The sequence below is a fragment of the Streptomyces jeddahensis genome, assembly GCF_001642995.1.
Taxonomy (GTDB): Bacteria; Actinomycetota; Actinomycetes; order Streptomycetales; family Streptomycetaceae; genus Streptomyces; species Streptomyces jeddahensis.
In genome coordinates this window covers 19,953-44,298 of sequence record NZ_LOHS01000086.1, presented here as the reverse complement: position 1 = coordinate 44,298, position 24,346 = coordinate 19,953, and the positions used below count along the sequence as shown (strand labels likewise).

The 24,346-nt window shown below is 70.5% G+C and carries 14 protein-coding genes and 7 pseudogenes; 15 read left to right on the top strand and 6 right to left on the bottom strand.

Annotated elements, in window-relative coordinates:
• Positions 1-23: 23 nt before the first annotated feature.
• The gene (locus tag STSP_RS18740; protein WP_067279262.1) at positions 24-905 is read left to right on the top strand and encodes a F510_1955 family glycosylhydrolase; all 882 of its coding nucleotides are present in this window, start codon (positions 24-26) and stop codon (positions 903-905) included.
• A gap of 101 nt (positions 906-1,006) precedes the next feature.
• On the opposite strand, the pseudogene STSP_RS18735 reads toward STSP_RS18740, so the two are convergent.
• From STSP_RS18735 to STSP_RS40305, 3 genes and pseudogenes are all read right to left on the bottom strand, one after another.
• Positions 1,007-1,264 (bottom strand): annotated as a pseudogene (locus STSP_RS18735) (YgaP family membrane protein); the annotation flags it as partial.
• Positions 1,265-1,312: 48 nt separating this feature from the next.
• Positions 1,313-1,888, bottom strand: a complete 576-nt coding sequence (locus tag STSP_RS18730; RefSeq protein ID WP_067279256.1) for a TetR/AcrR family transcriptional regulator — start codon at positions 1,886-1,888, stop codon at positions 1,313-1,315.
• A gap of 91 nt (positions 1,889-1,979) precedes the next feature.
• Positions 1,980-3,566 carry a DUF6192 family protein gene (locus tag STSP_RS40305; RefSeq protein ID WP_232789702.1) on the bottom strand — a complete coding sequence of 529 codons (1,587 nt, stop codon included), beginning with the start codon at positions 3,564-3,566 and terminating at the stop codon, positions 1,980-1,982.
• Positions 3,567-4,572: 1,006 nt separating this feature from the next.
• On the opposite strand from STSP_RS40305, the gene STSP_RS18710 reads away from it, so the two are divergent.
• The 12 genes and pseudogenes from STSP_RS18710 to STSP_RS37255 all read left to right on the top strand — a co-directional run.
• The gene (locus tag STSP_RS18710) at positions 4,573-5,547 is read left to right on the top strand and encodes an alpha/beta hydrolase (protein WP_067279246.1); all 975 of its coding nucleotides are present in this window, start codon (positions 4,573-4,575) and stop codon (positions 5,545-5,547) included.
• The gene (locus STSP_RS18705; protein WP_067279243.1) at positions 5,547-6,758 is read left to right on the top strand and encodes an acyltransferase family protein; all 1,212 of its coding nucleotides are present in this window, start codon (positions 5,547-5,549) and stop codon (positions 6,756-6,758) included. Before STSP_RS18710 ends, STSP_RS18705 begins: the two co-directional genes overlap by 1 nt.
• 371 nt (positions 6,759-7,129) lie before the next feature.
• Positions 7,130-8,197 (top strand): fatty acid desaturase family protein, encoded by a 1,068-nt coding sequence (locus STSP_RS18700; RefSeq protein ID WP_232789701.1) that lies wholly within the window; start codon positions 7,130-7,132, stop codon positions 8,195-8,197.
• A gap of 66 nt (positions 8,198-8,263) precedes the next feature.
• On the top strand, positions 8,264-9,490 hold the full coding sequence (locus STSP_RS18695; protein ID WP_078067309.1) for a sensor histidine kinase: 1,227 nt from the start codon (positions 8,264-8,266) through the stop codon (positions 9,488-9,490).
• Positions 9,487-10,161 carry a response regulator gene (locus STSP_RS18690; protein ID WP_067279239.1) on the top strand — a complete coding sequence of 225 codons (675 nt, stop codon included), beginning with the start codon at positions 9,487-9,489 and terminating at the stop codon, positions 10,159-10,161. The genes STSP_RS18695 and STSP_RS18690 overlap by 4 nt, the downstream gene beginning before the upstream one ends.
• 164 nt (positions 10,162-10,325) lie before the next feature.
• A complete protein-coding gene (locus STSP_RS18685) occupies positions 10,326-11,207 on the top strand; it encodes an ABC transporter ATP-binding protein (RefSeq protein WP_067279236.1) in 882 nt (293 codons plus the stop codon).
• Positions 11,204-13,747 carry an ABC transporter permease gene (locus STSP_RS18680; protein ID WP_067279233.1) on the top strand — a complete coding sequence of 848 codons (2,544 nt, stop codon included), beginning with the start codon at positions 11,204-11,206 and terminating at the stop codon, positions 13,745-13,747. The genes STSP_RS18685 and STSP_RS18680 overlap by 4 nt, the downstream gene beginning before the upstream one ends.
• A gap of 214 nt (positions 13,748-13,961) precedes the next feature.
• The gene (locus STSP_RS18675) at positions 13,962-15,359 is read left to right on the top strand and encodes an MFS transporter (RefSeq protein WP_067279231.1); all 1,398 of its coding nucleotides are present in this window, start codon (positions 13,962-13,964) and stop codon (positions 15,357-15,359) included.
• A complete protein-coding gene (locus tag STSP_RS18670) occupies positions 15,356-16,576 on the top strand; it encodes an FAD-dependent monooxygenase (RefSeq protein ID WP_067279230.1) in 1,221 nt (406 codons plus the stop codon). The genes STSP_RS18675 and STSP_RS18670 overlap by 4 nt, the downstream gene beginning before the upstream one ends.
• A gap of 70 nt (positions 16,577-16,646) precedes the next feature.
• Positions 16,647-16,721: pseudogene (locus STSP_RS41240) on the top strand (hypothetical protein); the annotation flags it as partial.
• 298 nt (positions 16,722-17,019) lie between these two features.
• The gene (locus STSP_RS18660) at positions 17,020-17,379 is read left to right on the top strand and encodes a transposase (RefSeq protein ID WP_107441339.1); all 360 of its coding nucleotides are present in this window, start codon (positions 17,020-17,022) and stop codon (positions 17,377-17,379) included.
• Positions 17,380-17,578: 199 nt separating this feature from the next.
• Positions 17,579-17,833, top strand: a pseudogene (locus tag STSP_RS37255) (RNA-guided endonuclease TnpB family protein); the annotation flags it as partial.
• A 32-nt stretch (positions 17,834-17,865) separates the two neighbouring features.
• Here the strand turns inward: STSP_RS37255 and STSP_RS37250 are convergent.
• Positions 17,866-18,362, bottom strand: a pseudogene (locus STSP_RS37250) (IS5 family transposase); the annotation flags it as partial.
• Positions 18,363-18,421: 59 nt separating this feature from the next.
• Between STSP_RS37250 and STSP_RS18655 the strand changes: the two are divergent.
• Positions 18,422-19,648 (top strand): annotated as a pseudogene (locus STSP_RS18655) (IS110 family RNA-guided transposase); the annotation flags it as partial.
• Between the two features lie 37 nt (positions 19,649-19,685).
• Here STSP_RS18655 and STSP_RS37245 read toward each other — a convergent pair.
• Both STSP_RS37245 and STSP_RS18650 read right to left on the bottom strand, forming a co-directional pair.
• Positions 19,686-20,017: pseudogene (locus tag STSP_RS37245) on the bottom strand (transposase); the annotation flags it as partial.
• A gap of 33 nt (positions 20,018-20,050) precedes the next feature.
• Positions 20,051-23,095, bottom strand: a complete 3,045-nt coding sequence (locus STSP_RS18650) for a beta-N-acetylglucosaminidase domain-containing protein (RefSeq protein ID WP_456300507.1) — start codon at positions 23,093-23,095, stop codon at positions 20,051-20,053.
• Between the two features lie 350 nt (positions 23,096-23,445).
• Between STSP_RS18650 and STSP_RS38520 the strand changes: the two are divergent.
• Positions 23,446-24,197, top strand: a pseudogene (locus tag STSP_RS38520) (IS5 family transposase).
• Positions 24,198-24,346 lie beyond the last annotated feature (149 nt).

Genomic DNA, 24,346 nt, shown 5'->3' with positions numbered 1-24,346 from the left:
GGCCCTTACGACACCGAGGAACCATGAACAAGCGCCACGCCGCCGCGGCCGCCACTGCCCTGATCCTCGCCCTCACCGTGGCCGCCTGCGCCAGCGACGGAGACGGCGCGGACTCGTCCGCCTCCTCCGCCGAGTCCGGGACACCGTCGCTGAGCCACATCCACGGCCTGGGCCTGGACCCCTCCGACCAGCGCCTGTACGTCGCCACCCACGAAGGCATATACACCCCGGACGCCAACGGCAAGCCCAAGCTGGTCGGCGACAGCAAGGACGACTTCATGGGCTTCACGGTGGCTCAGGACAAGACGTTCTACGCCAGCGGCCACCCGGCCTCCGGGTCCGACGGCCCAGGAAACAAGGGGCTGATCAAGAGCACCGACGCCGGCAAGACCTGGAAGTCGCTGTCCTTGTCCGGGGAGTCCGACTTCCACGCCCTGGACTACGCGCACGGCACGGTCTACGGCTATGACGCCACGAACGGTCTGCTGCGCACCAGCAAGGACGGGGCCAGTTGGAAGGACGGGGCGCAGTTGGAGGCACTCGACATCGCGGTCAGCCCCAATGACGCCGACCTCGTACTTGCCACAACTGCGGATGGCATCGCCCGCAGCACGGACGGAGGCAAGACGTTCGCCAAGGGCGAGCAGCCCGTGATGGCCTACCTCTCCTGGAAGGCGGAGGACGCCCTCTATGGCATCGACGCCTCCGGCGTGCTGAACCGCAGCGCGGACGGTGGCGCGACATGGAAGAAGCTGACCACCGTCCCCGGTGGCCAGCCCCAGGCCCTCACCAGCGTCGACTCCGAGGACGTCCTGGCCGCCACCCAGGACGGGGTGTACGAGTCGAAGGACGGCGGCAGCACCTTCACCAAGCGCCTCGCCGTCGAGTCGACTGGCGGGCATTGACCCACCCTCCGCGCGCCGGTCGGCCTCCGCCAGGGCAGCACGCGAGAGCGCGGGCGACCCGGCCACTGAGCCGGTTGCCCGCGCCGGTACGCCAGGGGCCCTCAGGAGGTGAAGTTGGCCAGGGTCGTGTCAGGTCGGGGGGCCGGGCTGCGGGCGGTTGTGGGGAGCTTTCCATGGATGGCTGCCATGCCGCAGGTGTTGGTGCCCGCGGAGAAGACCAGACCAGCTGCGATACCGCCGGAGAGGATCAGGAACCACGGGGAGACCAGGCCCAGCAGGACGCCGATCAGGACCAGGGAGCCGGCGACGAGGCGGACCTGGCGTTCCATGCCCCAGACTTCGCGGGCGCCGGCGGGACGCACCACTCTGACGGAGGCAGGAGTCCCGCGGGCATGGCGGGCGAGGTGTCAGCGTGAGGGGCGCAACCCGGCCAGTGTGACGGCGACAAGCCGCCGGACCGCGGCCTTGGACGACAGGCTGCCGGCCCCAGCGAGGGCGTGCAGGCAGTAACCGGTCAGCTCGTCCGGCGCGACATCGTCACGGACTTCGCCCGCTTGGACTGCCTCGACCAGCAGGCTCTGGATGAAGTGGCGGAGATGCTGCTCGGCGTGCGCCACGTGGCCTCCGCGGTGCAGCAGCGCCGAGAGCTCTCCCCCATGGCCGTGCCGCTGCTGCTGGATGAACGCATAGGTCTCCAGCACCGCTTGCAGCCGCTCTCCGGGGGTACCGGCGCGGTCGCGGAGTTCGGCGAGTTGGTCGAGGTGGCCGGCGATCTGGCGTTCGTGCCAGGCCATCATGATCGATTCGATGTCCGGGAAGTACTTGTAGAGCGTGGCCCGGCCGATGCCACTGCCCTCCGCGATCTGCGACATCGTCACGGCCCGCACTCCATGCTCGGACACAAGGGCCGCCGTGGTTTCCAGCACCGCGTCGCGTACGGCGCGGCGATGCTCCTCGATGGTCTCGTTCCACAGCTTCGGCACCGACCCAGTGTACGTGACGACGATGCCGATACACTGCGCCTTGACGTAGACACACTGTCTCGATAAGCCTTGCCGTCATGGAAGAAGCGCCTCACAGCCGCGCTCGCACGACAAAGGGGACCCGCATGACCGACTCACCGTCCGAGCCCTCCGGCGGCGGCGCAGCCCCCGACCGCGGGATGCCCCCTGGCGCCCCGCGCTGGGTGAAGGTCTCCGGAGCCGTGGCGCTCGCCGTCGTCGTACTGTTCCTGGTTCTGCACCTCACCGGCAGCGGAATGGGGCCAGGCATGCATGGTGGCCACTGATGGCAATGGCCCCCGGCGTCCGCAAGCTTGCGCTCACCGCGCACGTCGCGTCCTCTGTCGGCTGGCTGGGCTCGGTGGCGGTGTTTCTGGTGCTCGCCGTCGTCGGCCTGAGCCGCGAGAACACCCAGCAAGCCCAAGGCGCCTATCTGGCCATGCAGTTGACCGGCTGGTACGTGATCGTCCCGCTGGCTTTCGCCTCGCTGCTGACCGGGCTCGTCCAGTCGCTGGGCACCACATGGGGGCTGTTGCGCCACTACTGGGTGCTGGCGAAGCTCGCGCTGACCGTCGTGGCCACGTTCCTCCTCCTGCTGCACATGCAGGTGGCCGACCACGTGGCGGATGCAGCGGTGCGGACGAACCTGTCCAGCACCGACCTCGATGGGATGAGAGTTCAGCTCCTGGCCGACGCAGCTGCCGCCGTACTGGTGCTGCTCACGACCACGGCCCTCTCGATTTACAAGCCACGCGGCATCACCCGCTATGGATGGCGCGTGCAGAACGAGCAGCGGGCCGAACGGGCCGGTGGCACGGACATGGACACCGCCGCTGCAGCCCGGGCCTGAGCAAACCGGCTGCCGCGCGCGCCACCGCATCTCAGCGCGGCGCGGTCCCCGCGGCCACTCGTCCAGGTCGACCTCGCCACGGGTGACGGCGTCCTCGATCCAGTCGGCGGCGGCGCGTAGCCGCGCAAGGCCCCGGCCGATCGTCTCGCGTTCGCCGTCGTCGTAGTGCTCGCCGCGCAGGTTCGGCACAATCCTTCCGGCCGTCGCCACGAACTGCGCGCAGGCCGCGACCAGGTCCATGAACTGCGCGCTGTGTTCCATGCGCTGCAGCTGCGGAGCCGCCTCCTCGTGCACGAACTGGGCCTGCTGGCGGAACCTGTCGAACTGGGCCTCGTTGACGGCGTGCCTTGCGGTGTCGTCGGCCATCGCCTTGGAGGCGATCGCCGGACGGCGCAGGAAGTCGGTGGTCACCACCGCCGCGACCGCATCGTCGGTGGCCAGGTCGTGGATCGCCTCCACCTTCTCCTGGACACTCTCCGGGAAGTCGACCTTCCAGCCCACCACCCGTTTCGCGCTGTCGTGCGTCCACCTGGGCGAACCGCCACGGAGGTTGGGCAGGGGGTTGCTGACCGTCTCGAAACGCTCCTGCTCATCGGGGATGCTGGCCAGGGTCTTGTGGATCGTGTGGGAGACGTCCGCCCGCCGGTGTTCCTTCGGCCAGCGCGAGGACACCCACCGGTAACTGCGGACCGTCGTGTAAGCCAGGCCGATGTCCTCCGCGAACAGGCGGATGGCCTCGCTGACGGTGAACAGGTCGTCCTTCTCGGACGGATTCGCACCCCCATACGAGCGCATCGGCTCGATCTCCACAGCGGCATCCCCAGACGCCACTGGGCGCTGCTCATCGTGGCGACCCAGTCCCGTCCCAGCTTGACCAGTTCGGCGTAGCGTTCCCGGGTCACACTGCCGACCATCGCGGGCATCCGGACACCACCCCCGCGGGCCCGGGTGCGGCACCCTGCTAATGCCACCAACTGGCCCTGACGGCCCGTCACCTCGCGTCATCCGACGGCCTTTGGCCGTCGGAAAGGGCGTGCGGCCCCGGCGCGTGGGGCGGACCCAAGGTCCCCGGATGCGCGGTCTCACACCCCGCGCTGTCACGTGCGCCGCGTGTGCCAGGCTCGTTTACGGCAGCGGGGAGAGCAGTATGTTGCCGAGGCGGGACGGTCGACCCCGACCGTCCAAGACGTTCCGCACTCCGGGCAGTTGGCCGTCACGCCGGCCTGGACCGCCTCGGTCCCTGCCCGCGCCCGCTGCATCCGCCGCCAGTGCCGCGACCGGCACGCCGACGAACAGAACACCGCTGTTGCCTTCGTCGCCGGCATCAGCGGACCACCGCACCAGCGCCACAACCGCGGCCCGATGTCGTCGTCCGCGACCACGACCAGCCGCAGCCGGGGAACGCCGTCCCTGCCCATGCAGCCACGTTACGACCGGGTCGAACGCTCACCCAGACCCGCTTGTCGAGTCGTGTTCGACACCGGACCCAGATGGCCAGCTCACAATTCGCTCATCGAGTGCAGTTGGGCGAACTCGCCAGCGAGCATGCCCGTAGATCATGGAGTTCTCTACGTTTCACGCTCTGCAAGGTTGCCGTGCCCGCTGCTCCATCTTCTCCCATCGTCTCGCCGCTCGTCCCGGCGCCCTCGCCCTCCAGTCCTGCGGGGAAACCCCTGCCCACCCCGGGGGCCAGCACCTAGCCCACCCCCTACCGGGGTATCACTCCCGCCTTGGCTCCCCAGCGTGACGCCCCACCCCCCACCGCCTTCCTACCTTCCTCCCCGTCACCACGGACGAGACAGAGGGAGACGGACGGATGCGCCGCTTCAGGAAGACCCTGACCACCGCCGTACTGACCACACTGCTGGTCGGCAGCACGGCAGGCTGGGCCTCGGCGAGCAGCGAGAGCGCGCTGAGCGGTCCGCTCCCCGGCGCCGCCGCCTGGCTGGCGGACGACTCTCTGGACAAGGAACCTCTGGACCCCACCACGGCCTCCCCGTCCGAAGTGGCGGCCTTCTTCGCCGACCTGACCGACGCTCAGCAGCAGCGACTCGTCGAGGACCACCCCACCGTGGTGGGCAACCTCGACGGCGCCCCCGTAAACCTCCGTTACGAGGCCAACGCCCCCGCAGGCGACCAGGTCCTGGCGTACGACCCGCGCGGCCGCGGCCTGATCGCGCAGGTGGTGGGCGACCTGGAGAACGCCACCCACGTCTCGGTGATCGTCCCCGGCTCGGACATCGACATCTCGACGTTCGACGGTACGGCACGGCGGGCCGCCGACCTCCAGGAGGAGGCGGGCGACGACACGGCCGTCATCGCCTGGGCCGGCTACACCACCCCCACCGGCATCGGCCCCGACCTGGCGACGGGCCGGCTCGCCGAGACCGGCGCCGAGCGCCTCACCCGTTTCACCGCCGGCCTGGACGCGGCCGGCCTCCCCGACCCCTCCCTCTTCTGCCACAGCTACGGCTCGGTGGTCTGCGGCCTCGCCGCCTCCGACACCGACGCGAGCGACATCGTCGTCATGGGCTCGCCCGGCATGCGCGCCGTCGACGTCACCGCGCTCGACACCGATGCCCACATCTGGGCGGCGAAGTCCCCGGACGACTGGATCGACCGCGTCCCCAATGTCGAGGTCCTGGGCCTGGGCCACGGCGCGGACCCCACCTCGCCCGACTTCGGCGCGACCGTCCTGCCCGCCGACGACGTCCCGGCGCACGACGAGTACTTCACCCCCGGCACCTCCACCCTGACCGCGTTCGCGGCGATCGCCGACGGAGACCTGTGATGAAGACCCCCACGAAGCTCGCGAAGCTCACCGCCAAGATCGACGACCGGACCCCCGCCCACCGCGACCGCGCCATCGACGGCCTGCGCGCGCTGGCGCTCCTGGCCGTCCTGACCGGCCACTGGCTGCTCGGCGGGTTCACCCTCGACACCGGCAGCGGCCTGCACAACGCCAGCCCGCTGGCCCCGTTCGGCGCGCTGGCCCCGGCCAGCTGGATCCTCCAGATGCTGGGCATCTTCTTCCTGGTCGGCGGGTACTCCTCGTACCTCTCCTACCAGCGCCGCAAGGGACCCACGCGCCAGTGGATCACCGGCCGGCTCACCCGCCTGGGCCGCCCGGTCCTCGGCGTCACCGCCGTATGGGCGCTGCTCCTGCCGATCCTGCATTACGGTTTCGGCGTCCCGGCCGCCACCCTGCACACCGCGTCGACGCTCGTCGTCCAGCCCTTGTGGTTCGTCGGCGTCTACGCGGTGATCACGGCCCTCACGCCGTACTGCGTCCGCGCCTCCAAGCGCCTCGGCTTCTGGGCCGCGGCCCCGCTGCTCGGCTCGGTCGCGGTGGTCGACTTCCTGCGTTACGGGCCGTATGCGGACGCGATGCCGTCCTGGCTGAGCCTGCTCAACCTGCTTCCGGGCTGGATGTTCGCCTACCAGCTGGGCGTGTCCTGGGCGGACAAGCGCCTGGGCCAGCGCGAGGCGTGGCTGCTGCTCGCCGGCGGCGCGGCCCTCTTCGCCGCCCTGCTTCTCGCCTTCGACTACCCGACCTCGATGGTGGGCGTCCCCGGCGAGGCCCGTACCAACTCCCACCCGCCGTCCCTGCTCGTGCTCGCGCTTGCGGCCGCCCAGTCCGGTGCGGCGATCCTGCTGCGCGACAAGCTGGCGCGCCTGCTGAAGCGCCCAGCCCTGTGGGCCCTGGTGGTGATCATCAACCTGTCGGCGATGACCATCCTGTGCTGGCACCAGACGGCGATGCTCGCCGCCGCGGTGCCCGCCTCGTACTTCGGCGAGATCCCCGGCCTGACCACCGCGCCGGACACGGCCGGCTGGATCCTGGCGCGGATGGCCTGGATGCCGCTCTTCGCGGGGCTGCTCGTGGCGATCGCGAAGTTCGCCCAGCCCCTGGAGACCCCGTGGGACCGCACCGGCACGATCCGCCGCGTGGCGGCGGGCGTGCTGGCGGCGGGCTTCGCCTACTTCGCGCTCGCGGCGTGAGCAATGTGTATGCACCGCCGTATCACCGCGGTCCGGGGCCGCCGCACGGACACTCGCCTCCGCACGACGACCCGTCGGTGGGCAGCTGGCCCGGCGCTCCGTTCACAGGCCGCGGCCAGCACGTCCCGCCGCTTCGTCACCGATGGCACGAAGCACCTCGGAGAGCCAAACGAAACCGTGCACCACGACACTCTGCGCCGCGCCGCGTGCGGATAACCCTCCCTTCAACGTGAGGGATCCCCCCCCGATCGGCCGGGTGATGGCCCCATGGCCCGCCAACACCCTGGATCCGTACGTTGTTTCGGGCTGGGCTGATAAGCCGCACACCGCATCAACACCATCCACCATCCACCGAACACCGGAGTACAACCATGTCCTTGGCCGGCGAAACTGCTCTGCCGCACCCCGAGAAGGCACCCGCGAGGCAATCCCCACCGGACACGGGCAGCGAGTTCACGCCCCTGCTGCGCAACGTCAAGGGACAGGATCTACTCGAACGGCGCACCGGCTGGTACGCGCGCACGATAGCGACCAACGCGCTCGGTCTGGCCGCCGTCGTCACCGGCATGGCGCTCGTCGGCGACTCGTGGTGGGTGCTCGCGCTCGCGCCCGTCCTCGCCGTCCTGTGCGCCCGCACGGCGTTCATCGGCCACGACGCAGGCCATGCCCAGATCAGCGGCAACCGCGTCACGAACCGCCGCATCGGGCTCATCCACGGCAACCTGCTGCTCGGCATGAGCTACGCGTGGTGGAACGACAAGCACAACCGCCATCACGCCAACCCAAATCACATCGACAAGGACCCTGACGTCGCCGCCGACGTCCTCGTCTTCACCAGCAAGCAGGCCGCCCAGCGCGTGGGCTTCCGCGGCTGGCTCACCCGCCACCAGGCATGGCTCTTCTTCCCCCTCACCCTCCTCGAAGGCCTCGCCCTGAAGCTCTACGGCTTCCAGGACCTGCGCCGCCAGACCGGCCGCGAGCGCCTGGTGGAGGGCGCGCTCCTTATCGCCCACATCGCCGGGTACGTCACCCTGCTCCTGACGACCATGCCGCTCGCGCACGCCCTCGCCTTCGCCGCGCTCCACCAGGCCCTGTTCGGGCTGCACCTGGGCATGGCCTTCGCGCCCAACCACAAGGGGATGGACATGCCCGACCCCGACGGCGAGAAGTGGGGACACCTGCGGCGTCAGGTCCTCACGTCCCGCAACGTCAGGGGCGGCTTCTTCACCGACTGGTTCCTCGGGGGCCTCAACTACCAGATCGAGCACCACCTGTTCCCCAGCATGCCCCGCCCGCACCTGAGGCTCGCCCAGTCTGCGGTGAAGGCCCACTGCCGCGACGTCGGCATCCCCTACGCGGAGACCGGCCTCGTCGACACCTACCGGCAGGCCCTGCGGCACATGCACGAAGTGGGAGAACCGCTGCGTGCCGACATCTGAGGAGCCGACGCCGTGCGGCTCTCCGGACGCCGTCGCGCCGCACACGGGGCAGATAGGCTGGTGCCCGTGACCTCAGTGGAGGAGGAACGCCCGCGCGCGCTGCTCGCGGGGGCTTCGCGGCGGTGGGTGCGGCTGCTGCCGTGGGGCGTGGCGTTCGTGCTGTGCGTCGCCCTGCTGCCCACCACCATCCAGGTCCTCACCGCCGACTACGGCCTGAACGGCGGCCTCGCGAGCGCGCTGGCCGTCGCGCAGACGGCGCCGCTGCTGCTCGCCGTCGTACGCCCGCTGCAGGCCTGGTACGTGATCTTCGCCGCGGACGTGGCCGGGGCGCTCGCCCTGCTCACCGTCGACTTCGAAGAGCGGCTCCTGTGGCCGTTCCCGCCCATGGAGATCGTCGGGTACGTCGGCCTCTGCCTCGCCCTGGGCCTACGCGAGCGGCGCCGGACGCTGCTGCTGGTGTGGCTGGCGACGGCGGGCGCGAACGTCGGCCTGGGGTTCGTCGCGCCCCACGGCTCCAGCGCCAAGGACCTGCTGCTCACCATCCTCGGGGGCGTCGCGCTCCTGCTGGGCGGTGCGCTGCGCGAGCGGAACGAGGTGCAGCGCAGGCTGGTCGAGCAGGAGACGATCAGCGAGGCCGAGCGCGGCCGGCGGACGCTGCTGGAGGAACGCGCCCGCATTGCGCGCGAGCTGCACGACGTGGTGGCGCACCACATGTCCGTCATCACGGTGCAGGCGGACACCGCGGAGTACCGCCTCGACAGGATGCCGCCGGACGTGCGGGAGGAGTTCACGTCCATCGCGGCGACCGCGCGGGAGTCGCTCGGCGAGATGCGACGGCTCCTCGGTGTGCTGCGGAACGAGGAGGCGCACGGCGAGCTCGTGCCCCAGCCGGGCCTGACGCAGATCGGGCAGCTGGTGGAAGCGACGGCGAGGGCCGGCGGGACGGTGGAGTTCACCCCCTGCGACGCCGAGGTGCCCGAGGCGGTGGGTCTCTCGGCGTACCGGATCGTCCAGGAGGCCCTCGCGAACGTCGTGCGGCACGCGCCGGGTGCCCCGACGCACGTGTCGCTGTCGGTGTCGGAGGACGGGGATCGACTCACCGTCCTGGTCATCAACGACCCGCCGCCGGAGCTGCCCGCCGGGCCGCTGGAGGTGGGCGGCACCGGGCACGGCCTCGTCGGCATGCGCGAGCGGGTGCGGCTCGTCGGCGGCACCCTCGACGTGGGGCCGCTGCCGGACGGCGGGTTCCGGGTCGCCGCCCAACTTCCCCTGACTGAAAAGGACTTCACGTGACGACGCGCGTCATCATCGTCGACGACCAGGCCATGGTGCGGGCCGGCTTCGCCGCGCTGCTGGCCGCCCAGAGCGACATCGACGTGGTGGGCGAGGCCCCCGACGGTGCCCAGGGCGTCGAGCTGAGCCGACGCACCCATCCCGACGTCGTGCTGATGGACGTGCGGATGCCCGAGATGGACGGCCTGGAGGCCGCGCGCCGTCTCCTCGCGCCCCCGCCGGGCGTGACGCACCGGCCGCGTGTTCTGATGCTCACCACGTTCGACGTCGACGACTACGTCTACGAGGCGCTGCGGGCGGGCGCGAGCGGCTTCCTGCTGAAGGACGCGCCGCCGGCCGACCTCATCGCGGCGGTACGGGTCGTGGCCTCGGGCGACGCGCTGCTCGCCCCTTCCGTGACGCGCCGCCTGATCGCGGACTTCGCCCGGCAACGGCCCGCCGCCCGGGGCAAGCCGACGCTGCGGCTCAAGGCCCTGACGGAACGCGAGACCGAAGTCCTCACCCTGGTGGCCCGCGGCCGGTCCAACGCGGAGATCGCCCAGACCCTGGTGCTGGCCGAGCAGACGGTGAAGACGCACGTGAGCCGCATCCTCACCAAGCTCGACCTGCGCGACCGCGCCCAGGCGGTGGTCTTCGCGTACGAATCGGGACTGGTGGCCCCGGGCGAATAGGACAGCCGCGGAACCGCGAGCACGTCGCCATCGGCGGCGGAGGGGCCTTCACCCCCTACCGCGGTAGCACCTCCACATTGGCTCCCGGGTATGACGCCCGGCGCGCAGCCGGCCCCGCACTCTTCACCCCGTCACAGAAATGCACGTATGAGGGAGACGGGACCATGAGGCTACGCAGGGGCAAGCGGCAGAAGGCGGGCAACCGGCCGGAGGTGTACGACCGGTCGGAGGCATCCAACGGGCCGGAGGCGGACGGCCGCCCCGAGGCCCCGGCCGCCACGCCCGGTCTCGCCGTCGAGCTGCGCGGGGTCCGGCGGCATTACGGCCGCGGCGCGGCCACCGTGCACGCGCTCGCGGGCATCGACCTCGCCCTCCCGCGCGGCACGTTCACTGCCGTCATGGGCCCGTCAGGGTCCGGCAAGTCCACCTTCCTGCAGTGTGCCGCCGGGCTCGACCGGCCGTCGGCGGGATCGGTGCGCCTCGGTGGTACGGAGATCACCGGCATGAGCGAGAACGAGCTCACCGAGCTCCGCCGCAGCCGCCTCGGCTTCGTCTTCCAGGCGTTCAACCTGCTGCCGTCGCTGACCGTGGAGCAGAACGTCCTGCTGCCCATGCGCCTCGCCGGGCAGCGTCAGGACCGCGGCCGGGCGGCCGCGGTGCTCGCGCAGGTCGGGCTCGCCGACAAGGCGCGGCGCCGGCCCGGCGAGCTCTCCGGCGGCCAGCAGCAGCGCGTGGCCGTCGCCCGCGCCCTGGTCACCACCCCCGACGTGGTGTTCGCGGACGAGCCCACCGGCGCCCTCGACACCGGCACCGCCGCCGAGGTACTCGGCCTGCTCCGGCACGCAGTGGACAGCCTCGGCGCCACCGTCGTCATGGTCACCCACGACCCGGCCGCGGCCGCCTGGGGCGACCGCGTGCTGTTCCTCGCCGACGGCGCCTTCGCCGACCACCTCGAGCGTGGTTCGGCGGAGCAGATCGCGGCGCGGATGGCCGTGCTCACCTCCCGTGGCTCCCGCGCGGGCGTGATGGCGGGTGCGGCGGCATGAGGCGCCCCAACGGACTCGCCCGTGAGGCCGTCCGCTTCAAGCCCGCGTCCTTCGCGGGGACCTTCCTCGCGCTGCTGATGTCCGCACTGATCGTCTCGGCATGCGGGATCCTGCTCGAGACCAGCCTGCGCGCGTCGGTGCCGCCGGAACGGTACGCGAAGGCGCCTGCCGTCGCGGCGGCGGACCAGTACGAGTACGTCGTCACGGGCAGCGGCGAGGACCGCGAGAAGGAGGCGGTCCCGCTGCCGGACACCGCGCGGCTGGACGTCGGGCTGGCGGCGAAGGCCGCCAAGGCGCCGGGCGCGGCCACCGCCGTCCCCGACTTCACCTTCCCGGTGCGCACAGCCGACGCAGAGGCGGGCTCCGGCGCCCGTGAACTGCCCGTTCCGGGCGGTGTGCTCACCGCACACGGATGGGGCTCGCACACCTTCACCGGCACCGCGCTGACCACCGGCTCCGCGCCCCGCCAGGGCGAAGTCGTGCTCGACGCGGGTACGGCCCGCGCCGCGAAGGCCGCCGTCGGCGACACCGTCGTGCTGCAGACCGCCGCCGGGCAGCAGGACTTCCGCGTGGCCGGCGTCGCCAAGGCCGGATCCGAGGACACCGCCCGGGACACCGGCGCCGACGGCGCCCTGGCCTGGTTCGCCGACGCCCAGGCCCCCACGCTCGCCGGGCACCCGGGCCAGGCCGACGCCATCGCCGTGCTGGCGAAGCACGGCACCGATGCCGACGCCCTCGCCGACTCCGTGAAGAAGGCCCTGGCCGGCTCCGGAGCCCAGGTGCACACCGGCGACGACCGCGGTGCCGTCGAGGACCCGGGCCTTGGCTACGCCAAGGAGACGCTCTTCGGGATCGGCGGCTCCTTCGGCGGCATCGCCGCCATCGTCGCGGTCTTCACCGCCGCCGGAACCGTCGCGCTCTCGGTCGGTCAGCGCGCCCGCGAGTTCGCGCTGCTGCGCGCCGTCGGCGCCACCCCGCGGCAGATCCGCCGCGCGGTCGCTTCCGAAGCACTGCTCGTCGCGCCGCTCGCCGGGATCGTCGGCTGCCTGCCCGGCATCGGGCTCGCGCACTGGTGGTTCGGGCAGTTGCAGGACCGCGGCGCCGTTCCGCGCGCAGTGGACCTGCACGTCTCCGGATTTCCGCTGCTCGCCGCGGTCGGCATGGGGTTGCTCACCGCGCTCGGCGCCGGCTGGATGGCCGGGCGTCGGCCCGCGAAGATCAAGCCGGGCCAGGCGCTGTCGGAGGCGTCGGTGGAGCGACTGCGGCCCGGCGTCATCCGTACGGTGCTGGGCATCGGCGCCCTCGTCGGCGGTTCGCTCCTCACCGGTCTCTCCGCCAGTTCCACAGGGGATGACGCGGCCGGTGCCGCCCTCGGCGTCGTCATGTGCTTCATGCTCGCCGTCGGCCTGCTCGGCCCGCTGGTGGCGCGGCTGTGCGCAGGCCTGTTCGGCCTCCCGCTGCACGGCGCGGGCCCGACCGCCCAGCTCGCGGCCGCCAACTCCCGTACCAACGCCCGGCGCCTCGCCTCCGCGATCACCCCGATCGTGCTCGCCGTGGCCTTCTCCTCGACCCTCGTGTTCATGCACACGAGCGAGACTCACGCCGCCGACAAGCAGCTGCGCGCGGGCATCACCGCGGACCATGTGGTGACGGACCCGGCCGGGCTCCCGGTGGAGGCGGCGGCCCACGCCGCTCGTGCGCCGGGTGTGGAGGCAGCCGTCGGCCTGCTGAACACACAGGTGCTGGTGCCGGTCGGCTCCGGCGAGTTCAAGTCGCTGCAGGGCGCGGCGACCCAGGGCGTCACCGGCTCCGGCGCAGAACTCGCGAAGGTGCAGGACCTGGACGTACGCGAAGGCAGCCTCGACCGTCTCGGCCAGGGCCGTATCGCCATCGACAAGACCTTGGCGACCTCGGCGGACGCCGGCGTCGGCGACCGGCTCCCGCTCTACCTTCCCGACGGCACCGAGGTCCGCCCCGAGATCGTCGCGGTCTACGGCCGCGGCCTCGGCCTGGCCACGGTGACCATGGACCGGACGTCCCTGGCCGGGCACGTCACCTCGGGCTTCGACAGCACACTCCTGGTACGGGGCGGCTCGGAGAAGTCGCTCACCGCCCTCGGCAAGGTCACCGACGCGTCCGGCTACGCCACCGAGCAGAACCTCGACGCGAAGCTGGGCGCCTGGACCAACAACACCATGGCCGCGGTCCTCGGCGGATTCGCCGCCGTCGCCGCCGTCAACACCCTGGTGATGACGGTCCTGGACCGCCGCCGCGAGCTGGACACGCTGCGCCTCGTCGGCTCCACCCGGCGTCAGGTGCTGACGATGCTCCGCTGGGAGGGCCTGCTGGTCTCCGCGGTGGGCCTGGTCCTCGGCTCCGCGATCGCCGCGGCCACGCTGATCCCCATGATGCGCGGCATGACCGGTGAGGGGCCGTACGTGCCCCCGCTGCTGTACGGCTCCTTCGCGGCCGCCGCCGGCGGCCTGGCGCTGCTCGCGGTCACACTGCCGGCCCGAGCGGCGCTGCGCCGCCGGTCGTAGCGCAGGCTGCAGCCGCCGGGGCACGGGTCTGCCACGACGGGATCGCCCGCCCACGTCCTCAACGAGCGGTCCGCGACAACGAGTAGTGCCGCGCCTGCACCATCGACGGCCTGCGCGTGCGGCAGCTCGCGCACTCCCGCGTAAGGCGGCAGCGCAACGCGTACGGCCGGCCAGCCGCCCCCTTCCTCGCCCGGCCATGACGGAAAGGACGCTCATGACCACAACCCTGGCTCCCCCGGTCCCCATCGGGAAGGCCGCTGTCGGGGCCCTCGGCATACTGGCACTGTCCACCGGTGCCCTGGAGTCGGTGGTGTCACCGACGATTCCGCTCCTGGAACGCGAACTGGACATGAGTCCCTCCGAAGGGGCGCTGCTCAGTATCGTGCTCCTCATCACCGGCGCGCTCGTCACACCGTTGGCAGGCAAGTTCGGCGACCGCTACGGCGGGAAACGGGTTCTGATCCGGCTGATGGCGGTGGTGTCGGCCGGCGGCCTCGTGTCCGCCCTGGCGCCGAACCTGTCCGTGCTGCTGCTCGGCCAGGTACTGCAGGGGGCGATGGTGGGCGCGCTGCCCCTGTCGTTCATCGTGGTGCGCAAACACCTTCCCGCGGGAGAGTCGAAGGTGGCCATCGGGGTGGTCAGCGGACTGTTCGTCGGGGGCGGGATGGTCGGCATGCTGTCGGCCGGGCCGGTGGCGGAAGAGCTCTCCCGGCACTGGATGTTCGCGCTGCCGACGATCGCGGTCATCGGGGCCACCCTGCTCGTGAACAGGCTGATGCCGTCCGATCCGCCCGGCCAGTCGGACGACGCCGGGATCGACTGGCCCGGCCTGCTGCTCTTGAGCGGGATACTGATCACGCTCATGCTCGTACTCGCGCTGGCGCCCGACGTCGGCTCGCAACCACTCGTGCTCGGCGCCCTCGTCGTGGTTCTGGCCGCCTTCGTCACCGGATGGGTGTCCGCAGAACGGCGTGCGGCCTCGCCGATGATCGATCTGCGCATGCTGGCACGGCCCGCGATGTGGAAGTCGTGCGTGCTGACGTTCGTGATCTGCCTCGGTACCTCGATGGCGGTCTTTCTCGTTCCGCAGCTGCTCGACGAGCGCGGCGACGGGTACGGATTCGGGGCCAGTGCCACCGAGATCGGCTTCTTCCTGCTGCCCGGCGCCATCGCCGCGTCGCTGGCCGGGCCGCTCGGCGGGATCGGGGATCGGCGTTTCGGCTCGCGTGCCGTGGTCAACGCCGGGGTCGTCATGATGGCCGTCGCCCTGCTCGCCCTGGCAGCCGTGCACACCGAGGTCTGGCACCTCGTCGTCGGCAAGGCGCTGATCGCGCTGGCCAACGGCCTGTGCGTCACGGCGATGATGACCAGCACCGCCACGGCCGTCGACCAGGGTGACACCGGCATCGCCACCAGCCTGATCCTGGTGAGCCGCGTGCTCGGCTACGCCGTGGGCGGGCAGCTCGGTGGTGCGCTCCTCACCGCCGGAACCCCTTCCGGGTCGGACACCGCGGCCGAATCGGCCTACGTCACCGGCTTCCTCATAGCCGGCGCCATCACGGCACTGGCCCTGCTTGTCACTCGCACCATGAGCAAAGGAGTCAAGGAATGACCCGCACCGATCAGCCGACAGCTACCCGCACCACGCCGAGGGGCAAGGTCCTGATCTCCGGGGCCAGCATCGCGGGTCCCGCCCTGGCCTTCTGGCTCAACCGCTACGGATACGCGGTCACAGTGGTGGAGAAGGCAGGCACACTCCGCAGCGGCGGTTACCCCATCGACGTGCGCGGCACCGCACTCGACGTCGTGGAGAAGATGGGGATCCTGCCGCAACTGCGGGACGCACACATCGACCTGCGCCGGCTCACCTTCCTCGACGGGGACGGCAGCGAGGTGACCTCGCTCCACCCGCACGCCGTCACCGGCGGTGTCGCGGGACGGGACCTGGAGATACGGCGCGGGGACCTGACGGACGCTCTGTACATGGCGGTCCGGGACGACGTGGAGTTCCTGTTCAACGACTCCATCGACACCCTCGACCAATCCGACCACGGGGTCGACGTCACCTTCCGCGGTGGCGGCAGCCGTACGTTCGACATGGTGTTCGGCGCGGACGGCATGCACTCACGCACCCGGGAGATGCTGTTCGGCCCCGAGGAGCAGTTCCACCGGTACCTCGGTTACTGCTTCGCGGTGTTCACCATGCGCAACACCCTGGGGCTCTCCCACGAGACCGTGATGTGGAACACCCCGGGCAGGGCCGCGGCCGTCTACGCCGTGGGGGACGACGACGAAGTGCACGCCTTCTTGAATTTCGCCCAGCCGGAACCGCCCTTCGACGCCTTCGGGAACCCGGAAGCCCAACGGGACCTGCTCGCGAAGGTCTTCGCCGACGCCGGATGGGAGGTCCCCGGCATGCTGGCCGCCCTGCGCGCCGCGGACGACGTATTCTTCGACGCGGTCAGCCAGATCCGCATGCCCCGCTGGTCCAGCGGCAGGGTCGCGCTGCTGGGCGACGCCGCGTACGCGCCCTCGTTCCTTACCGGACAGGGCTCCAGCCTCGCGCTCGTCGGCGCCTACATGCTCGCCGGTTCCCTGGCCGACCGGGACCACGCCGCGGGCTTCGCTGCCTACGAACACAACACCCGTGAGTTTGTGACTGTGAACCAGGAGCAGGCCGGCGAGGGCGATGCCACACTCTTCCCGACCACCGCTCGGGCCCTGGAGCAGCGCAACGACATGCTGTGCAATCTCAGCGCCATGCCCGCCGCGGAGGGACGACCGGCCCATTCGGCCCTCACCCTGCCCGAATTCATGCCCATGACGTGAGCCCGGGTACACGCGCCGATGACGGGCGTACCCGGCGGTCGGGGCCCCGGAGAAGTGGCCTCGCCGCCGCGTGATCGATGCCATCCGCTACATCGTCGACAACGGGGCGAAGTGGCGGGCGCTGCCCGCCGACTTCGGCATCCCCTGGCGCACCGTGTTCGGGTATTTCGCGTGCTGGGCGAAGGCCGGCGTGCTCAGGCACGTCCTTGACCAGCTCCGGCGGCGGATCCGGCTGCGCGGCCACCGCTGTCCCTGGCCGGTCACTGTGATCATTGACACCCAGTCCGTCAAGGGCGCGGAAATGGTATCGAAGGCGACGTGCGGATTTGATATCGAACAAAATGCACCAATGGGCGCAAACGCCACCTCATCGTTGATCAGGACGGCCTCCTGGTCGACGTGCTCGTCACCCCCGCCGACGTCCAAGACGCGAAGCGGCCCGCATCCTGCTCACCCGGCTCCACGTCGCCCACCCCGAAATCGTGCTGGTCTGGGCCGACAACGCCTATGGAGGCGAGGAGTTCACCGCCTGGGCCCAGGAGGCCCTCGGGATCACCATCAAGGTCGCCGCCCGCCCCAAGGACGCCGACGGCTTCGTCGTACTGCCCAAGAGATGGGTGGTCGAACGGTCGAATTCATGGACGATGCGGGCCCGGCGCAACGCGAGGGACTACGAGCGCCTGATGTCCCATGCTGAGGCCCACATCCAGTGGGCGTTCATCACTCTGATGTCCCGCCGTCTGGCCCGGCGGCCGCACCGCTGCCCGGAAGCGGCCCCGGTCACCATCGCGACAACCGCCTGAGCCCTCCGCTGCCGTTCGGATACCCGCCCATCGACGCCCAACCGAACGGCAAGCAGAGTCACCACCCCGCTTCATAACGCTATGACCAGCGGAAAGAGGTTGTGACACAGCTTCTTAGGCAGGCCACAAAGATCAAGATCTCTCAACTGTCGTACCTCACGGGTAGGTTCGTGTTCATGACGGCGGATACGCGAAGACGAGCGGCGAGGCCGGGCACGCCCGGTACACGTACCGTCTTCGCGTATCCGCCGGCGCGTCCCGGCTCCTCGAAGCGGAGTGGGCGCGCTGCAGGTGGATCTGGAACGAATGCGTCGCCAAATCCAAGGCCATGCACCTGCACAACAAGGCGACCGGTGAGAAGCTGACCTGCGGTCCGGCTCAGCTCGACAACATGCTGACCGAAGCGCGCCGGATGACGCCGTGGCTGGCAGAGGGCTCCAGCGTCCCGCAGCAGTAGGTGATACGGGACTTCGCCAAGTCCCGCGCCAGTGCTTCGCTGTCGTGGGTGTTGGCGGCGGAGATGCCGACGACCAAGGGCAGTCCGTTCGCGTCCGACAGGACGTGCATCTTGGAACCCGGCTTACCCCGGTCCACGGGGCTCGGACCTGTGAGTTCGCCCTCTTTTTAGCCCGCACGTGAGCGGAGTCGAGGACCACGCGCGAGACGTCGATGAGGCCGGCGTCATCGAGTCGGTGCAGCACCGCCTCATGCAGCCGGCCCCACACCCCGGCCCGCGACCAGATCAGGAACCGGCGGTGTGCGGTCGACTTCGATATCCCGAAACACGGTGGCAGAGCCCGCCAGGCACAACCACTGACCAGCACATAGATGATCGCCGCGAACAGCGTCTCATCAGGCGTGTCCTGCGTTCCGCCACCCTGTGGCCGCACCCTCGACGGTGGGATCAGCGGCTCGGCAATCTCCCACAGCCCGTCCGGAACAATCCAACTCCACGTACCCCGCCCACCGCTGATCAGGGGCATGGGCGCCGAACCCGCACTGGGTGAGGCAGGCCCTTCATAACGTGGATGCCGGCACGCTGATGCCGCAGGCAGGCCGGGACGGTTCGGAGTCGGGATACAGGGTCGTGAACGAGGACGAGACCGTCGACATCTATCTGGGTCTGGACGTAGGCAAAGGCGAGCATCACGCCACCGCGCTGACCCCAGCCGGGAAGAAGGCCTTCGACAAGCCGCTGCCCAACACCGAGCCGAAGTTGAGCGAGCTGTTCGCCAAGCTGCAGGCCAAACACGGCACCGTGCTTGTCGTCGTCGACCAGCCGGCCTCCATAGGGGCCCTGCCGCTGGCGGTCGCCCGCGACATGGGCTGTCAGTCGCCTACCTGCCGGGCTTGACGATGCGCCGGATCGCCGAACTGTATTCGGGCGAGGCCAAGACCGACGCGAGGGACGCCTACGTCATCGCCGACGCCGCCGGCACGATGCCGCACACGCTCCGCGCCATCGACCCGGCTGATGAGACCACGGCCGAGCTACAGATGGTCGTCGGCTTCGACGACGACCTCACTGCCGAGACCACTCGCATCAAGAACCGCCTGCGCGGTCTGCTCACCCAGATCCACCCCTCACTCGAACAAGTCCTGGGCCCACGACTGGACCATCCCGCCGTCCTCGCCCTGCTGGAGCGCTTCGGCTCACCGGCGCAGATCCGCAAGGTCGGACGTCGCCGTCTGGTCACGCTGCTGCGGCCGAAGGCGCCGCGGATGGCAGAGCATTTGGTGGAGGACATCTTCACCGCCCTCGACGAGCAGACCGTCGTCGTTCCCGGGACCGAGGCCGCGGCACTGATCGTCCCCACCCTCGCGTCCTCGCTCTCCTCCGTCCTCGATCAGCGCAAGGCCCCTGGCCACGCGGATCGAGGAACTGCTGGAGGCCCACCCTCTTTCCCAGGTCCTGACTTCCATGCCCGGCATCGGGGTCAGGACCGCAGCCCGCATCCTCATCGACGTCGGCGACGGCACCGCGTTTCCTACCGCCGGGCACCTGGCGGCCTATGCCGGCCTCGCCCCGGTCACCCGGGCCTCGGGCTCCTCCATCCGCGGCGAGCACCCCGCCCGGCGCAGCAACAGGCAACTCAAACGCGCTCTCTACGTCGCCGCGTTCACCTCACTCAAACAGCCGGAGTCCCGCGCCTACTACGACAAGAAGCGCAAGGAAGGAAAGCACCACGTCGCAGCCGTCATCGCGCTTGCCCGACGACGGGTCGACGTCCTGTTCGCCATGCTCCGCGACGGCACCTTCTACCAAGCCCCAGCCGTGACATCAGCTGACGAAGACCATAGGGGCACCCTTTCAGGGCCCGCATGTTCACCGAGTCGATCGCGCAGCGCGACCAGTCCAGGTCTCCGCGCGAGCCGAGCTCGTCGAGGATAAGGCGGTGCAGCTTCGCCCAGACCCGGGCGGCGGTCCATTCGGCGAAGCGCCGGTGCGCGGTCGGCCCCGAGGGGCCGAAGACCGGCGGCAGCTGCCGCCAGGTGCAGCCCGTCGTGGCCACGAAGATGATCGCGGCCAGCACTCGCGATCCCCATACCGGCGCCGGCCGCCGCCCTGCGGCCGCGATGGAGCGGGTGGGACCACCCGCTGGAACAACTTCCACAGCTCGTCCGGCACGGAAGTCACGGCCGGGCCCGTTGCCGGGCCCGGCCGCTCATGTCACGCCACCGGTACCGGCGTCAGCGCGACGGCCAGCGGATAGGCGCCGGTCGTCAGCGGCGACCCGGTGGCGCCGGACGCGATGTCGACCGGTACCAGCTCACCCGCGTCGGCGGTGGTGACGTACGCCGTGGCGCCGTTCCAGTCCAGGGCGACGTCGAAGGCGGACCTACCGACCTTCACCGTGGTGCCGGGGGCGCCGGTGACCGTGTCGACGGGGGTGACGGTGTCGCCGTTGCTGGGGCTGACCCACAGGGTCCGGCCGTCCGGCGACAGGGCGAGACCGTAGGCCTGGCCGGAGACCAGGAACGTCGGCTCGGTGTCGTTGGTCGCGGTGTCGATCGGAGTGACGGTCGAGCCGCCGGAGTTGGACACGTAGACCGTCTTCCCGTCGGGCGCGGCCACGACGTTGAAGGGGCTGGGTCCCACGGGGATGGCGGCACCCGCTTTGCCGGTGGTGAGGTCGACGGGGCTCACCGTGTTGTCGTGGATGTTCGCCACGTACAGCGTCTTGCCGTCGGGTGTGATCGCCATGTTCTCGGGCCCGTCGCCCACCGGGATCGGCGTACCTGCCGTGAGGCGGACGGTGTCGATCGGCTGGACCGTGCCGTCCGTGTAGTTGGCGACCCAGAGCGTGCCGCCGTCGGGCGTGAGCGAGAGCCCGGCGGGGACGCGGCCCACGGCGACCGTGGCGGTGACCCGGGCCTGCGCCACGTCGATCACGCTGACCGTGTCGGAGCCCTGGTTGGCGGCGTAGGCCGTGCGGCCGTCGGCGCTCACCACGACCTCACCCGGGTTGTTGCCCACGGCGATGTTCGTGGTCTTCCGTGATCCGAGATCGATGGAACTGACGGACGCGCCGCTGAAGTTCGCCGTCAGCGCCCGCGACGAGCCCGTGCCGTCGGTGACCTGGACCGGGATCGCCCGGTCGAGGACGCCCGTGCCCGACACGACGACGGAGCGGACTCCGGCGGAGGCGCCCTCCTCGGCCCGCACCGTCACGGTCGCGGAAGCGCTGCCCCCGGCCGGGACGGTCACCGTCCCCTCGGCGGGCGAGGCGCTCACGCCGTCGGGCACGGTCAGCTTCCAGGAGACCGTCTTGGTGGCGGTCGAGCGCTTGTCGGACAGCGTGAGGGTCACCGTCGCCGAGCCGCCCGGCTTCAGGCTGAGGGAGCCGGGGGAGGAGGAGGCGTCCACGCCGGGGTCGGGCGCGTTCTGGATCATCGTTGTGTAGAGGAACTGGTCCATCACGCCGGGCGAGACCTGTTGGGGTATCGCGTCCAGCTCCTTGCGCTCGGCCCTGAGCCGGTTCCAGTACGTGGCGACCGCGTCCGTGTCGCCCCGTTTGTTGGCCAGCAGCAGGTCCACGGCCGTCTGTCCGGCGGTGCCGTACCGGCCGAGCTTGTCGAGCCAGGCCGAGGTCTCGTCGAGGAAGGCCGGGTTGTCGAGGTGGGCGCGGAGCTCGCCGGGTGTGGCGGCCATGTCCGTGAAGTAGGCCTTGAGCGCGTCGGCGGCGCGGTCGAGGCCGCTGCCCTGGTCGTAGGCCTTGCGGAAGGCGGCGATGAGGGCGCTGAGCGTGGGTGATTCGGTGGCGTCGAGCTGCGAGGAGTAGTTGTTCTCGGCGAAGATCCGCAGCCACTTGGCGGCGGCCGGCCCGGCCAGGTCCTGGACGGAGGCGAGGAAGGCGGCCCGCGGGTCGTAGGCGTCCGGGTTCCAGAGGTACGCGGCGGAGGTGAACAGCGCGATACGGCTCGCCTCGCCCTGGACCATCGGGTTGGCGGTCACGCCGGTCGCCGCCTCGGCCACGCCGGGTTCCCGGCCGGTGTAGGGGCCGAGCAGGAGGCGGCTGGTGACGTAGTCGTTCACGGGATAGTTGTCCCAGACCAGGATCGGATGGCCGTACACCGCGCGGGCCTGCTTGACCTGGTCGGTCGTTATGGTCGGGGCGATCACGCCGACGCCGGTCCACTCAACGACGACGGACGGATCCAGCTGCTCCCGCAGGGCCTTCTTGTAGGGGGAGTCGGCGAGGTCGGAGTACTCGGTGGGGACCATCTCCAGCGGCTGCAGGCCGGTGTGGCCGGCCGAGAAGTCCTTCCAGACCTCGTTGAGCAGATGCGCCTGGGCCGCCCCGGCCGCGCCGCCGCCCGTGCCGAACTCGTTCTGGTCCTCGGCGCAGTTCCACTTGGTGTAGCTGATGTCGTCCAGCGGGATCGCGAAGGACCGCACACCGATGGCGTACAGCGAGTCGAACTTGCGGGTGAGGGCCTTGATGTCGGCCTCCGAGGAGTAGCAGACCGACAGGCCGGGTGACAGGGCGTAGGTGAAGCGGACGTGGTTGGCGTCGGCTCGGTCGACGAGTTCCTTCAGCTTGGCCAGTTCGGCGGGCGGGTACTCGTCGCGCCAGCGGGCGCGCAGGTAGGCGTCGTCCTTCGGGGAGTAGACGTAGACGTTCTGTTTGGTACGGCCGTAGAAGTCGAGCTGGTCGAGCCGCTCGGCCTGCGACCAGGGGGTGCCGTAGAAGCCCTCGACGACTCCGCGCAGCGCGGCCGTGGGCCAGTCCCGCACGGTCACCTCGGGCAGCGTGTCGTGGGATCCGCCACGGTCGACGACGAGCTGGCGCAGGGTCTGGGCGGCGTAGAAGGTGCCGGTGGGGTCGGCGCCGGACAGGGCGACGAGGGTACGGCCGTCGCTGCGGCCGGAGGCCAGGACGTAACCGCCGGAGGGCAGTCCGGCGGGAGAGGCGGCGCCGAGCCGCTTCAGGGCGGTCGCGGTGGCGGTGTTCTCGCCCGGGCCGCCGAGGTAGACGGTGAACGCCGCTCCTTGCGGCGGCTTGTCGACGGTGTCGATCCTCCTGGCTCCGGCCGCGCGCAGGACGGCCTCGACGACCCGGCGCGCGGACGGATCGGTTCCGGGACCGACGACCTCCACGACCCGGTCGGGGACCGGGAGTTGACCGGGACGTGTGTGCATGCTCCGAGGGGTCGGCCACACCTGGGGGGACGCCTTCGGGGCTTGCTCCGGGGCGGCCGTCGCTGTCGACACCGGGGGGACGGTGAGACCGACGGCCGCCAGCAGGACGGCGGCCGCCAGCGACGGCCGCCGTATGCATCTGGCATGGGTGAATGAAGCCACCCGAATATGGTAGGGATGCTGAATAAATCACTCAAGGGTCAGGAGAAGAGCAGACGCCAGGTCAGCGGTCCTGGGTAGCCGTCCGCGTCGTCCTACCTTGCGGGACTTGTGGAGGGTCGCGGCGGAGATGCTGTGCTCAACACACGGCGAGCTTTCGCCCCTTTGCTGCGCGTCCCGGTTCCTGCTTCGCGGTTTTCGGAGAGCGCTGAGCCGGTGTACTCAGACGGTGTCCTACGTGATGATCGCCCGTTGTGCTGTCTATGGGGCGGAGTACGTGGAGTTGGATTGTTCCGGACGGGCTGTGGGAGATCACCGAGCCGCTGATCCCACCGTCGAGGGTGCGGCCACAGGGCGGCGGAACGCAGGACACGCCTGATGAGACGCTGTTCGCGGCGATCATCTATGTGCTGGTCAGTGGTTGTGCCTGGCGGGCTCTGCCACCGTGTTTCGGGATATCGAAGTCGACCGCACACCGCCGGTTCCTGATCTGGTCGCGGGCCGGGGTGTGGGGCCGGCTGCATGAGGCGGTGCTGCACCGACTCGATGACGCCGGCCTCATCCGAGCCCCGTGGACCGGGGTAAGCCGGGTTCCAAGATGCACGTCCTGTCGGACGCGAACGGACTGCCCTTGGTCGTCGGCATCTCCGCCGCCAACACCCACGACAGCGAAGCACTGAAGCCCATGGTCGAGGGTCACCAAACGAGACACGACCCCCACCGCGGCCGCCACTTCAAGCCGCAGCGGTTACACGCCGACAAGGCCTACGACATCCCTCACCTGCGCAGATGGCTGCGAGGCAAGCGCATCGGGGTCCGCATCGCCCGCAAAGGCATCGACTCCAGCGAACGGCTCGGCCGCCGAAGGTGGGTCATCGAGAGAACCATGTCCTGGCTGACCGGCTACCGCCGCCTCAACCACCGCTACGAACGCCACTCCCACAACTACCTGGCCTTTCTCGGCCTCGCCGCAGCCCTCTGCTGCTACAAGCGACTCCTCAAACTGACCACGTAGGACACCGTCTAATACTCCAGTTGCAGTTCGCTATCGCCGCTGGTCAGAGGCCTGTTTCTGAGTGTAGTGAGCTGACTGGCCGTCATGTGGCGGGAGTTCGTGACCGGCGGTACGTCGCTTGTAGTGGCAGCGTTTGGCAGTCGCCTGGT